Origin of the sequence: Nocardioides aquaticus (genome assembly GCF_018459925.1) — a bacterium.
In the GTDB taxonomy this organism is placed as follows: Bacteria; Actinomycetota; Actinomycetes; order Propionibacteriales; family Nocardioidaceae; genus Nocardioides; species Nocardioides aquaticus.
The window spans coordinates 4240407-4253304 of sequence record NZ_CP075371.1; the positions used below are offsets into that span (position 1 = coordinate 4240407).

At 75.4% G+C, this 12898-nt stretch carries 11 protein-coding genes; 4 read left to right on the plus strand and 7 right to left on the minus strand.

Annotated elements, in window-relative coordinates:
* Window positions 1–19 precede the first annotated feature (19 nt).
* Window positions 20–1312 carry a lytic transglycosylase domain-containing protein gene (locus ENKNEFLB_RS20595; protein ID WP_214057057.1) on the plus strand — a complete coding sequence of 431 codons (1293 nt, stop codon included), beginning with the start codon at window positions 20–22 and terminating at the stop codon, window positions 1310–1312.
* A 442-nt stretch (window positions 1313–1754) separates the two neighbouring features.
* Here the strand turns inward: ENKNEFLB_RS20595 and hemB are convergent, their stop codons facing one another.
* From hemB to ENKNEFLB_RS20630, 7 genes are all read right to left on the minus strand, one after another.
* The gene (gene hemB / locus ENKNEFLB_RS20600; RefSeq protein WP_275955920.1) at window positions 1755–2771 is read right to left on the minus strand and encodes a porphobilinogen synthase; all 1017 of its coding nucleotides are present in this window, start codon (window positions 2769–2771) and stop codon (window positions 1755–1757) included.
* Entirely contained in the window at window positions 2768–4408 is a 1641-nt protein-coding gene (locus tag ENKNEFLB_RS20605; RefSeq protein ID WP_214057058.1) for a bifunctional uroporphyrinogen-III C-methyltransferase/uroporphyrinogen-III synthase, read from the minus strand. The genes hemB and ENKNEFLB_RS20605 overlap by 4 nt, the downstream gene beginning before the upstream one ends.
* 80 nt (window positions 4409–4488) lie before the next feature.
* A complete protein-coding gene (gene hemC, locus ENKNEFLB_RS20610; protein WP_214057059.1) occupies window positions 4489–5448 on the minus strand; it encodes a hydroxymethylbilane synthase in 960 nt (319 codons plus the stop codon).
* Entirely contained in the window at window positions 5445–6791 is a 1347-nt protein-coding gene (locus tag ENKNEFLB_RS20615; RefSeq protein ID WP_214057060.1) for a glutamyl-tRNA reductase, read from the minus strand. Before ENKNEFLB_RS20615 ends, hemC begins: the two co-directional genes overlap by 4 nt.
* Complete coding sequence (locus ENKNEFLB_RS20620; protein WP_246535702.1) at window positions 6788–7501, minus strand: redox-sensing transcriptional repressor Rex; 714 nt, start codon at window positions 7499–7501, stop codon at window positions 6788–6790. Before ENKNEFLB_RS20620 ends, ENKNEFLB_RS20615 begins: the two co-directional genes overlap by 4 nt.
* Before the next feature lie 174 nt (window positions 7502–7675).
* Window positions 7676–7921: a glutaredoxin family protein gene (locus ENKNEFLB_RS20625; RefSeq protein WP_214057061.1), complete on the minus strand. Its 246-nt coding sequence runs from the start codon at window positions 7919–7921 to the stop codon at window positions 7676–7678.
* Window positions 7918–9507 carry a class I adenylate-forming enzyme family protein gene (locus tag ENKNEFLB_RS20630; protein WP_214057062.1) on the minus strand — a complete coding sequence of 530 codons (1590 nt, stop codon included), beginning with the start codon at window positions 9505–9507 and terminating at the stop codon, window positions 7918–7920. Before ENKNEFLB_RS20630 ends, ENKNEFLB_RS20625 begins: the two co-directional genes overlap by 4 nt.
* A gap of 76 nt (window positions 9508–9583) precedes the next feature.
* Here ENKNEFLB_RS20630 and ENKNEFLB_RS20635 point away from each other — a divergent pair, with 76 nt between their 5' ends.
* From ENKNEFLB_RS20635 to ENKNEFLB_RS20645, 3 genes are all read left to right on the plus strand, one after another.
* Entirely contained in the window at window positions 9584–10459 is an 876-nt protein-coding gene (locus ENKNEFLB_RS20635; protein WP_246535703.1) for an HAD family hydrolase, read from the plus strand.
* 93 nt (window positions 10460–10552) lie between these two features.
* On the plus strand, window positions 10553–11344 hold the full coding sequence (locus ENKNEFLB_RS20640) for a sigma-70 family RNA polymerase sigma factor (protein WP_214057063.1): 792 nt from the start codon (window positions 10553–10555) through the stop codon (window positions 11342–11344).
* Between the two features lie 336 nt (window positions 11345–11680).
* The gene (locus ENKNEFLB_RS20645; RefSeq protein ID WP_214057064.1) at window positions 11681–12874 is read left to right on the plus strand and encodes a DUF5667 domain-containing protein; all 1194 of its coding nucleotides are present in this window, start codon (window positions 11681–11683) and stop codon (window positions 12872–12874) included.
* Window positions 12875–12898 lie beyond the last annotated feature (24 nt).

Here is a 12898-nt window from a genome sequence, read left to right on the forward strand (position 1 = left end):
CCATCGAGGAGAGTTCCGCATGTCCGACCCCCGCCGCCGACGGCTGCAGCGTGCGACGGCGATCCTGCCGCTGGCACTGCTCTCCGCGGCCGTGACCGCCAGTCTGGCCTCGCCCCAGGCCGCGCTGACGACCGTCGACGGCCAGCAGTCGCTGCCCGAGGCCGGCTCGCTGCCCGACGGCTCGACGCTGCCCGAGCAGGCCATCGAGGCCCCGGCCAGCCTCTCCACGCCGAGCCGCTCCGGCGGGCTCGGCCTGGGCGGGCGGGAGGCGGCGGTGCAGAACGCCTCGACCAACGACATCCCCTCGGCCGCCCTGGCGGCCTACCAGCGGGCTGCGACCGTGGTGAACGCCGCCGACGAGTCCTGCTCGATCCCGTGGCAGCTGATCGCCGCCGTCGGCCGGGTCGAGTCCGACCACGGGCGCTACGGCGGCAACGTGCTCGACGACGAGGGCCTGGCCACGCCCGGCATCTACGGCGTCCCGCTGACCGGCAGCGGCGGCACGGCGCGGATCACCGACACCGACGCCGGCCAGTTCGACGACGACCAGCGCTTCGACCGGGCCGTGGGCCCGATGCAGTTCATCCCCTCCACCTGGGCCGTGGTCGGGGTCGACGCCGACGGCGACGGCGAGCGGAACCCGCAGGACATCGACGACGCGGCCCTGGCCACCGGCGTCTACCTCTGCTCGGGCCCCGACGACCTCTCCGAGCGCCCCGGCCAGCGGGCCGCGGTGTTCCGCTACAACAACAGCAACTCCTACGTCGACCTCGTGATCTCGGTGATGGAGTCCTACCTCGGCGGCGACTTCACCAGCGTCCCGACCGGCACCACCGCGGCCGACCCGATCTCGCCCTCGCCGGTGGCCCCGTCGGCGCCGGTCCAGCGGCAGTTCCAGCCCCAGGCCCCGGCAGGGAGCTCCGGCGGCGGCTCGTCGACCGGTGGTTCGTCGTCCGGCGGGTCCTCGACCGACGGCTCGACGTCCGGCGGCACGACCAGCACCCCGCCCGACTCCGGTGACGGCGGCTCCACCCCGGTCACGCCTCCCGTGACCGGGGGCGGCAGCGGAGGAGGCAGCGGCCCCCTCGGCAACCTCGGCGGAGCCGTCGACGACGCCCTGGGCACCGGTGGCGGCAACAACGGTGGTGGCGGTTCCGGCGGCGGGAACGGCGGTGGTGGCGGTGGCGGCGCCGGCCCCGTCGAGGAGGTGCTGACCAAGGCTGAGGCGACCGCGCAGTGCCTGGCCTCGGGCATCACGACCTTGGAGGTCCTCAAGCTGGCCACCTGCGTCGAGAACCTCACCAACCCCTGACCCACCCGGTCCCCGGACCGACCGAGACCCCCGTACGGCAGGTGCCGTACGGGGGTCTCGTGCATGCGGGCGGCGCGGCGGATCGGGGTCGGGACGGGTCGTGGGCCTGAGGACGCGCCCCAGCGCGTCGTGGGGCACACGACTCCCGCGCGGCGCGGCGAGCGCCGGGGCCGGACATGGAAAGAACCCGTCTCAGCGGGCCCCCCGGCTCGCTCAAACGGGTTCTTTCTTGATCATGACGCGCATCCACCCCCCGGCGGAGGCATCACTCTCGGTGTTCGTGGAATCCCCCCGGATTCCGATCATCGATCAGGGCCCCCCGGCCCCTCCCGACAGGTGCAAGACTAAGGCCGCTCGGACCGCACACCCACCCCTTGCGGGCCACACCTGGTCAACAGATCAGTAACAGCGCGGCGGGTCGGCAGCGAGGTCGGCAGCGAGGTCAGCCGCGGGTGAGCAGCCGGGCGGCCTTGGCCGCCCAGTAGGTCAGCACCACGTCGGCCCCGGCCCGCCGGATCGAGGTCAGCGTCTCCAGGATGGCCGCCTCCCGGTCGATCCAGCCGCGCTCGGCGGCCGCCTCGACCATGGCGTACTCGCCGGAGACGTTGTAGGCCGCCACCGGCACCTCGACCGCGTCGCGCACCCGGCGGAGCACGTCGAGGTAGCCCAGGGCCGGCTTGACCATCACCAGGTCGGCGCCCTCGGCGACGTCGAGGCGGGCCTCGCGCACGCCCTCGACCGCGTTCCCGGGGTCCTGCTGGTACGTCCGGCGGTCGCCCTGGAGCGTGGACCCGACGGCCTCGCGGAACGGCCCGAAGAAGGCGGAGGCGTACTTCGCGGAGTAGGCCAGCACCGAGACGTCGGTGTGCCCGGCGCCGTCGAGCGCGGCGCGCACGACCGCGACCTGGCCGTCCATCATCCCGCTGGGCCCGACCATGTCGACCCCGGCGGCGGCGTGGGCGCGGGCCATCTCGGCGTAGCGCACCAGCGTCGCGTCGTTGTCGACGCGCCCGTCGGGCGTCAGCACCCCGCAGTGGCCGTGGTCGGTGAACTCGTCGAGGCACAGGTCGCTCATCACCGTCAGCGACTCGCCGACCTCGCCCACCACGTCGGTGATGGCGCGGTTCAGCACCCCGTCGGGATCGGTCGCGCCGGAGCCCACGGCGTCCTTGTGCTCGGGGACGCCGAAGAGCATCAGCCCGCCCAGCCCCAGCTCGGCGGCCTCGGCGGCCGCACGGCGCAGGGAGTCGCGGGAGTGCTGGACGACACCGGGCATCGAGTCGATCGGCACCGGCTCGCTGATCCCCTCACGCACGAAGACGGGCAGCACGAGCTGCCGCGCCTCGAGCGACGTCTCAGCCACCATCCGGCGCAGCGCCGGGGTGGTCCGCAGCCGGCGCGGGCGCACCCGTGGCACGCCCGCGCCCTCCGGCAGCCCGCCGGCGGCGCCGCCCGTCACGACGACGAGGTGACCTTGCGACGGGCCGCGGGCTTGCGCTCCGACGGCCGGGTGACGGCCACGCCCTCCTCGAGCAGGCCCGTACGACGGGTCGCGCCGAAGTCGGCGAGCGCGTCGGCCAGGACGCCCACGTCGGGCTTCGGGGCCATCACGTCGACGCGCAGCCCGTGCTCCTCGGCGGTCTTGGCCGTCGCGGGGCCGATCACCGCGATGATCGTCGAGGGGTGCGGCTTGCCCGCGATGCCGACCAGGTTGCGCACGGTCGAGGAGGAGGTGAAGACCACCGCGTCGAACTTGCCCGTCTTGATCGCGTCGCGGGTCGGGGCCGGCGGCGGCGCGGCGCGCACGGTCCGGTACGCCGTGACGTCGTCGCACTCCCAGCCGAGGTCGACCAGGCCGGCCACCAGGTTCTCGGTGGCGATGTCGGCGCGGGGCAGGAAGACCCGGTTGATCGGGTCGAGCGTCTCGTCGTACTCCGGCCAGTCCTCGAGCAGCCCGGCCGCCGACTGGTCGCCCGAGGGCACCAGGTCGGCGCGCAGGCCCCAGGTGGCCACCGAGGCGGCGGTCTTCTCGCCCACGCAGGCGATCTTGAGGCCGGAGAAGGCGCGGGCGTCCAGGCCGTACTCCTCGAACTTCTCGCGGACGGCCTTCACCGCGTTGACCGAGGTGAAGACGATCCACTCGTAGCGGCCCTCGACCAGGCCGCGGACGGCCTTGTCCATCTGCAGCGGGTTGCGGGGCGGCTCGACCGAGATGGTCGGGACCTCCTCGGGCACCGCGCCGTAGCCGCGCAGCCGGGTGGACAGGGTCGCGGCCTGCTCCTTGGTGCGGGGCACCAGCACGCGCCAGCCGAACAGCGGCTTGGTCTCGAACCACGACAGCGTGTCGCGCAGGTCGACGACGTCGCCGATCACGATGACCGCCGGCGGGGCGATCCGGGTGGCCCGGACGTCCGCGGCGACGTGCTCGAGGGTGGAGGTGAGCGTCTCCTGCTCGGTGGTGGTGCCGACCCGGGTGATCGCCACGGGCGTCTGCGGGTCGCGGCCCGCGGCCACCAGCTCGGCGGCCGTGTCGCCGATGGTGCCGACGCCGGAGAGCAGCACCAGCGTGTCGTCGGTGGCGTAGCGGCTCCAGTCGACCTTGCCGCCGCAGGTGACGACCGAGACCGCGCGGCGGTCCTTGGTGGTCAGCGGGATGCCGGCGTAGGCCGGGACCGCGGAGACCGAGGAGACGCCGGGGACGACCTCGAAGCCGATGCCGGCCTTGACGCAGGCCTGCGCCTCCTCCGGCCCGGAGGCGTAGAGGAACGGGTCGCCGACCATCAGCCGGGCGACCCGGCGCCCGCGCTTGGCGTGCTTGAGGACCACCTTGGCCCGGGCGGCGTGGGTCAGCGGCTGGCCGTCCTCGCCGAAGCCGCCGTCGACGACCTCGGGGACGTCCTCGCCGGCGCCGAGCAGCGCGGCGACCAGCGCCTCGTGCTCGGGGACCTCGGTGACCACGACGTCGGCGTCACCGAGCACGCTGATCGCGCGCACGGTGAGCAGGTCGGGGTCGCCGGGGCCGGTGCCGACGAAGGAGACCCAGGGCTGGGTGTCGTTCGCGGCGTCCGCGGTGGTGGGGGTCGTGCCTCGCGTCATGGGGTCTGCACCTCTGCTGCTCTGCGGTCGTGCGGATGGTCGTTCCTGGCCGGGTGGTGCGGGTGGGTCGGTGGTCCTGGTCATGTGGGGGCCGCCTCGAGGTCGCCGGCGCCGTCGTCGAGCATCTCGGCGGCCAGCCGGGCGCCGAGCCCGGCCGGGTCGGAGACGGGGCCGGCCGCGGAGCTGCGCACGGCGAGCCCGCCGTCGAGGGACAGCGCGACCGCGCGGACCCACAGCTCGTCGCCGTCCTCGCCCTCGACGAGCTCGGCCATCGCGCCGATCGGGGCCGAGCAGCCTCCCTCGAGGGTGGCGAGCACCGCCCGCTCGGCCTCGACGCAGGCCCGCGCACGGGGGTCGTCGAGGTCGGCCAGCGCGGCCGCGAGCGGGTCGCCGGTACGGCACTCGACCGCCAGCGCACCCTGCCCGGGGGCGGGGAGCACCTGGATCGGGTCGAGCACCTCGGTGACCTCGTCGAGCCGGCCGAGACGGGCCAGGCCGGCCCGGGCGAGCAGGACGGCGTCGTACTCCCCGGAGCGGACCTTGCCGATCCGGGTGTCGACGTTGCCGCGCACGCCCCGCAGCTCGAGTCCGAGGCCGAGGGCGTGGACCTGCGCGACGCGGCGCGGGGAACCCGTGCCCACGACGCTGCCGACGGGCAGCTCGCCGAGGGTCAGCCCGTCGCGGGCCACGACCACGTCGCGGGAGTCCTCGCGACCGGGCACGGCGACCAGGGAGATGCCCTCGGCCGGGTAGGTCGGCAGGTCCTTGAGCGAGTGCACGGCCACGTCGACCCGGCCGGCGAGCAGCGCGTCGCGCAGCGCGCCGACGAAGACGCCGGTGCTGCCGGCCGTGGTGCTCTCGACCAGGGGGGTGCCGGCGGCCTGGCTGCGGTCGCCGTCGGTGGTGACCTCGACCAGCTCGACCTCGCGGCCGAGCCGCTCGCGGATCATCGCCGCGACCGTCTCGGACTGCGTCGTGGCCAGCAGGGAGCGGCGGGTGCCGACCCGGACGGGCGCGTGGGTGCTGTCGGGGGCGCTCACGACGGACCCTCCTCCCCGACCTTGGGGCGGGTCACGGCGTCGACGGCCTCGGGGTCGAGGGAGAACAGCTCGGCGAGGGCGGCGGCGTACGACACCGCACCCTGCTCGTCGGCGAGCTCCTTGACCCGGACGGTGGGCTCGTGGAGGAGCTTGTCGGCGACGCGGCGCAGGGTGCGCAGCACCTCGGCGCGCACCTCGGACTCCAGGCCGGGCAGCCGGGTGTCGAGACGGACCATCTCGGTGTCGACGACGCCGGTGGCCATCGAGCGGAGCGCCACCACGGTGGGCGTGACACTGGCCTGGCGTCGCGCGGCCAGGAACGAGGTCACCTCGTGGGTGACGATGTCGCGGACCTGCTCGACCTCGCGACCGGCCTCGGTGTGCTGCAGGGTCTCGGCCAGCTCGGACAGGCCGACCAGGCCCACGCCGGGCAGGTCGGCGACGGCCGGCTCGACGTCGCGGGGCAGCGCGAGGTCCAGCACGCACAGCGGCTGCTCGGGGCCGCGGCCGGCGGCCTCCCGCGCGGCGCTGACCTGGGCGGCGCTGACCAGCACGCCGGTGGCGCCGGTGCAGGTGATCACCACGTCGGCCTCGCCGAGAGCGAGGGACAGGTCGGCCAGGCGCAGGGCCCGGGTCGAGCCGGGGCCCGACCCGTCGGCGCGGGGGGCGTGCTCGGCCGCGAGCCGGTCGGCGCGCTCGGCCGAGCGGTTGACCACGGTGACCCGGCCGGCGCCGGCGCGGGCGACGGTGGCCACGGCCAGCCCGGCCATCGACCCGGCGCCGACGACCACGACGTCCTTGCCGGCGATCGCGCCGACCTGGGCCTCGGCGCGCTCCAGCGCCACCGAGACCAGCGACGGGGCGACGAGGTCGATGTCGGTCTCGGCGCGCGAGCGCTTGCCGACCCGCAGGGCCTGCTGGAACAGCACGTTCAGCGACGGGCCGACGGTGCCGAGCTCCTGGCCGGTCCGCAGCGCCTTGCGGGTCTGGCCGAGGATCTGGCCCTCGCCCACGGCCATCGAGTCGAGCCCGGCGGCGACCTGGAAGAGGTGGGAGACCGCGCCGTCGTCGTAGTGGACGTAGAGGTGCGGCAGCATCGACTCGTCCTCGCCGGCCCGGTCGATGAGCATCCGCGACAGCGCCTCGACACTGCCGTGGAACCGGTCGACGTCGGCGTAGATCTCGACCCGGTTGCAGGTGGAGATCACGGTCGCCTCGCTGACCCGGTCGGCGGTCGAGACGTCCTGGACCAGCTTGTGGACGGCGTCGTCGCTGAGCGCGACCTTCTCCAGCAGGGAGACGGGCGCGGAGCTGTGCGAGATGCCGACGACGAGGACGCTCATGCGGAGCCCACCTTCCGGGTCGGGACCGGGGTCGTGGCGTCGACGCCGGCCTTGCGCTGCTGGTGGTAGGCGAGGATCTGCAGCTCGATGGAGAGGTCCACCTTGCGCACGTCCACGCCCTCGGGCACGGCGAGCACCGCCGGGGCGAAGTTGAGGATGCTGGTGATCCCGCAGCCCACCATCCGGTCGGCCACGTCCTGGGCGGCCACGGCCGGGGTGGCGATCACGCCGATCGCGACCCCCTGGTCGCGCACCACGCCCTCGAGGTCGTCGAAGGGGCGGACCTCGACGCCGGCGACGACCTGGTCGTGCCGGTCGGGGTCGGCGTCGAGCAGCGCGACCACGCGGAACCCGCGGCTGCGGAAGCCCGAGAAGCTGGCCAGCGCCTGGCCGAGGTTGCCGATGCCCACGATCACCACGGGCCAGTCCTGGGTCACGCCGATCTCGCGGGCGATCTGGTAGCGGAGGTACTCCACGTCATAGCCGACCCCGCGGGTGCCGTAACTGCCGAGGTGGGACAGGTCCTTGCGGAGCTTGGCGCTGTTGACGCCGGCCACGGAGGCCAGGTGCTCGCTGGAGCAGGTGGCCGTCCCGGCGTCGGCGAGCGCGTTCAGGGCGCGCAGGTAGACCGGGAGGCGCGCCACCGTGGCCTCCGGGATGTCCCGGGTCGCCTCGGCCGCACCGGGTCCGGCGGGTGTCCGTGAGGTCACTGCTCTGCTTTCCAGCCGCACGACGACGTCGGGGGCGCCTCGGTGTGTGGTGCGCGTGGCGGCGTCGTTCACTGTAGGAGTTTGTGAACGGGAGAACAAAACGAGCGACCGTGGGGGCTAGCACATGTGAGAAGTCACACCGCGCGGGGGGTCGCCGGTTCTGCTACCGGCGGGTCACGCGCGGGTGAGGGCGGCGCGCAGGCGGTGCGCGTCCACCCGCCAGAAGTCGTGCTGGCGCCCGTCGACGAAGGTCACCGGCACCTCCTCGCCGAAGCGCTCCCGCAGGGCGGGGTCGTCGTCGACGGAGACCTCGTCGAACTCCTCGCCCAGCTCGGCGCAGACCGACGCGACGACCTCCCGCGCAACGTCGCAGAGGTGGCAGCCGGGCCGGCCGTAGAGCCGGACCCGCGGCGCGCTCACGACCGCTCCGCGGTGGCGTCGCGGAGCCGGGAGCGGGCCACCTTGCCGGTACGCGTGCGCGGCAGCCGCTCGGCGGCCACGACCCGGGCCGGGCGCTTGAAGACGGCCAGGTGCTCGACGGCGACGGCCTCGACCCCGGCCAGCACCTGCGCGGTGTCGGTGCCGGGCTCGGGCACGACGTGGGCGACCACGGCGCTCCCGGTCACCGGGTCGTCGGCGCCGACCACGGCGACGGCCTGCACCCCCGGCGCGGTGACCAGCACGGCCTCGACCTCGACGGGGTAGACGGTGAACCCCGAGACCACGATCGTCTCGGTGAGGCGGTCGACCAGGAGCAGGTCGCCGGCGGCGTCGAGCAGCCCGACGTCGCCGGTGGACCACCAGCCGTCCGGCCCGGGCCCGCCCTCGCCGCCGGGCCAGTAGCCGCTGAAGAGGTGGGGTCCCCTGACCTGCACCTCGCCGGGGTCCCCGGCGGCGACCTCGCGACCCTCGGCGTCGACCAGCCGCAGGCCGACCCCGGGCAGCGCCCGGCCCACGGAGTACGGGTCGGCCGGCCCGCCCAGCGTGCTGGCCACGACCGGCGACGTCTCGGTGAGCCCGTACCCCTGGTGCACGACCAGGCCGGTCCGCGCGGTGAACTCGGCCGCGGCGGCGGGGTCCAGCGGCGCGGAGCCCGACATCACCAGGCGGACGGGGCCCAACCGGTCGGTGAGGTCCTCGACCGAGCGCCACCGCTCCAGCACCCCGGGGGCCAGCGGCAGCACGCTGCAGGCCTCGTCCTCGATCAGGTCCAGGACGCCGCCGGGGTCGAAGACGTCGGCCATCACCAGCTTGGCGCGCTGCCGCAGCACCGCGCCGAGCACGGCGCAGAGCCCGTACACGTGCGACAGCGGCACCAGCCCGAGGACCACGTCGTCGCCGTGGACCAGGGGCGGCTCGACCCGCGCGACCTGCTCCACGTTGGCCCGCAGCGCGCGGTGGGTCAGCATCGCGGCGCGCGGGCGGCCGGTGGTGCCGGAGGTGTAGAGGAGCACGGCGAGCTGCTCGGCGTCGTGCAGCGCCGGCGAACGGCGGGCGCGCTCCGCGCGCAGGTGCTCCCAGGAGCGCTCCCCCGGCAGCAGGGTCGTGCCGACGGCGACCAGGCGGGGGCTGGGGGACGCGCCGCTGGCCTGCAGGGTGGCCAGGGCCGCGCGGACCGACGTCACCGAGCCCGCGTCGGCCAGGACCATCCGCGCACCGCTGTCGGCGACCACCTGTGCCACCTCGGCCGGCGTCGAGCCGGGACCGAGCGGCACCGCCACGGCCTGCGCCCGCAGCACGGCGAGGTAGCCGGTGACCATCTCGAGCCGGTTGCCCAGCACCAGCGCGACCCGGTAGCCGGCCACCACCCCGGCGTCGCCGAGCCCGGTGGCCACCCGGGCCACCTCGGCGTCGAGCTCGCGCCACGTCAGGCTCCGCCCGGAGGCCTCGACCAGGGCCAGCTTGTCCGGCGACTCCCGGGCGGCGTGCACGAGCAGGTCGTCCAGGCCGTCGGCGGTCGGCGGGGTCACGACGTCGTCGAGCGGTGGCGCAGCGGCGGCTGGCATGGGCGGATACTTCCACACCGCGGCGATGCGCGCCGGGTCCCCCGACACCCGTCCCCGGCTGCTCTAGCCTGGGCCCGTGACCCCGTCGGAGCGTCCGCGACCGCGGCTGGACCTGCGCCAGCGCTCGATCATGGCCGGGGAGGCCGCCGCCGCCGCGGCCGAGGTCGAGAACGCGTTGAGCCTGGTCGCCGACCCCACCTCGGCGGCGTTCTTCGACGTCGACAACACCGTCATGCAGGGCGCCAGCATCTTCCACCTCGCCCGCGGGCTGCACCGCCGCGAGTTCTTCACCACCCGCGACCTCGTCGGCGCCGCCTGGAAGCAGGCCTACTTCCGCGTCGTCGGCGTGGAGGACCCCGACCACGTCTCCGAGACCCGCGAGGCCGCCCTCTCCTTCATCGCCGGGCACACGGTGACCGAGCTCGAGGAGCTCAGCGAGGAGATCTTCGACGAGACCATGTCGCACCGGATCTGGCCCGGCACCCGCGCGCTGGCCCAGCTGCACCTCGACCAGGGACAGCGGGTCTGGCTGGTCACCGCGGCGCCGGTCGAGATCGCCCGGATCATCGCGAAGCGCCTCGGCCTGACCGGGGCGATGGGCACCGTCGCCGAGCACGTCGACGGCGTCTACACCGGCCGACTGGTCGGCGACATGCTGCACGGACCGGCCAAGGCCGAGGCGATCCGGGCGCTGGCGGTGCGCGAGGGCCTGGACCTGGCGCGCTGCTCGGCCTACTCCGACTCCGTCAACGACCTGCCGATGCTGTCCCTGGTCGGCGACGCCTGCGCGGTCAACCCCGACGCCCGGCTGCGGGCCCACGCCCGCGCCGCGGGGTGGCGGGTGCGCGACTACCGGACCGGCCGCAAGGCCGCCCGCGCCGGCCTGGTCCTGACCGCGGCCGCCGGGGCCCTGGGCGGCGCCGCCGCAGCCGGGCTGCGCCGCCGGTCCTGACGAGCCGCCCGTCGAACCCCTGTGGCGTGGGTCTCCCCCCGTCTAGACTCAGCAGGTCGCTCCCGGGCGGCCGCCACGGGAGGGGTGCAGCGAATGGTGCAGGGAGGGCAGCACGAGCGCGGCCTGGAGGCCCTGCGCCGCGCCGTCGCCCACGTCCTGCTGACGACCGACCCGCGGCCCGCGGGCGCGTACCCCCCGGGGACGCTGCTCAACGCCGCGACCTCCTCGACCGGGCCGGCCGGGCCGGGAACGCCCCTCGGCGGGCCCAGCGGCCCCGGGAACCACGGGGACCACGGGGACCACGGGGAGGCCGCCTCCTCGGCGGTCGACGAGAGCGAGCGCAGCCGCCTGATCGCGCTGGTCGAGCTCGCCCGCGGTGGTGACGCGGAGGCGTTCGGGATGCTCTTCGACCACTACCACCCGCAGGTCTACCGCTTCCTCTACCACCGCACCCGCTCGGTGCCGCTGGCCGAGGACCTCACCTCCGAGACCTTCTTCCGCGCGCTGCGCCGGATGCCGGACTTCCGGTGGCAGGGCAAGGACTTCGGCGCGTGGCTGATGACGATCGCCCGCAACCTCACCGTCGACCACTTCAAGTCCGGCCGGGTCCGGATGGAGTCGACCACCGAGGACATGAGCAGGCACGACGACGTCACCGAGAGCACCGAGGACGCCGTGCTGGCGAACCTCACCCACGAGGTGCTGCTCGACGCCCTGCACCAGCTCTCCGACGAGCAGCGCGACTGCCTGGTGATGAGGTTCCTGCAGGGGCTCAGCATCGCCGAGACCGCGGCCGTCCTGGGCCGCAGCGACGGCGCCGTCAAGCAGCTGCAGCTGCGCGGTGTGCGGAACCTGGCCAAGCTCCTCCCCGAGGACCTGCGATGACCGGCGCACGGGTGGGCGGGGACTCCGTAACCTCCGGCGCGCGCACGTCGTTGGGCGTCCCGAGAGGCGCGACGGACGAGTGGGCGCCCCCGACACCAGGACGGACCGCATGACCCCCGGGTTCACGACGCGCGCACGAGCGGAACGTTTCGCCGCCGCGCTCGACGCGTCGCGGGACGCCGCCCCCTCGGCGTCGACCCGGCCTGGCTGCGGCTCGTCGACCGGCTCGAGTCCGGGCCGGAGGTCCAGCCGCGGCAGGAGTTCGCCTCGGCGCTGCGGGAGCAGCTCCTCACCGCGGCCCGCGACGAGCAGCACGCGACCGGCCTCGTCGACGCGGTGGCCGCGCCCGACCCGCTGGACCGGCTGCGGCTGGCGCCGGGACGCCCCCGCGGTCAGCGACGGCTGACGGCGTCGGTGGCCGCCCTCGCCCTCGTCGGAGCCGGCGGCGGGATGGCCGTGGCGTCGCAGAGCGCCCTGCCCGGCGAGACCCTCTACCCCGTCAAGCGCGCCCTCGAGGACGTCCGCACCGGCCTCGAGGACGACCCGTCCGCGAAGGGGACCCGCCTGGTCGCCCAGGCCCGGGACCGGTTGACCGAGGTCGCCGCGCTCACCGCCGCCGACGGCGCCGACCCGGTGGCCGTCGAGCGCACCCTGGACGACTTCGCCGCCCAGGCCCGCGAGGCAGCCGACCTCAAGCTCGAGGCGTACTACGACTCCGGCAGCCAGGCCGAGGTGCTCGAGGTCCGGGACCTCGCCACGGACTCCGTCGCCGTCCTCGGCTCCCTCGAGCCCGTGGTGCCCGAGACCGCCCTGGGTGCGCTGCTGCGGGCGGCCCAGGACCTGCGGGACCTCGACGCCGTCGCCCGGCAGGCCTGCGGCGGCTGCGGCGGCCCCGTGGTCGACCTCGTCCCCGACCTGGCGCTCGACCCGGCCTCCGCCGACCTCGGCAGGGCGCTCGGCCTGGGCGAGCTCCGCGCCGCGGGACGCCCCGACACCGGCCGCGGGAGCGACGTCGACGGCGGCGCCGGTGCGGGCGGCCCCGACGGGGCGGCGCGCCCCGGGGCCGAGGGACGTACGCCGGGCGACCGCTCACCGCGAGGAACGCAGGACCGGCAGCAGGGCGGGCAGGCAGGCGGACAGGCAGGCGGACAGCCGGGCGGGCAGCTGGGCGGCGGTGCGTCCTTGCCGGTCGACGGCGGCTCGGTCCCCGAGCTCCAGGGACCGCTGCGTGACCTGACCGAGAGCGTCACGAGGACCCTCGAGGGGCTGACCGGGTCCCCCCTCGGCGACCTGGAGGGCGGACTGCTCGGTGGCGGCGGATCCGGCGGCGGGTCGGGCGGCGGATCCGGCGGCGGGTCCGGCGGGTCCGACCAGGGCACCGGCGGCAAGGACGGCCCGAGGAAGGGCGACGGCAGGAACGGCGGCAAGAACGACGGCAAGAACGGCGGCGGCAGCGGCGGCGCCGGCGGCGGCCTGGTGGGCGAGACCCTCGAGAAGGTCGACGACACCCTCGGCGGGCTGATCCCCTGACCGCTCCCCGGCACGGGGTCCGGC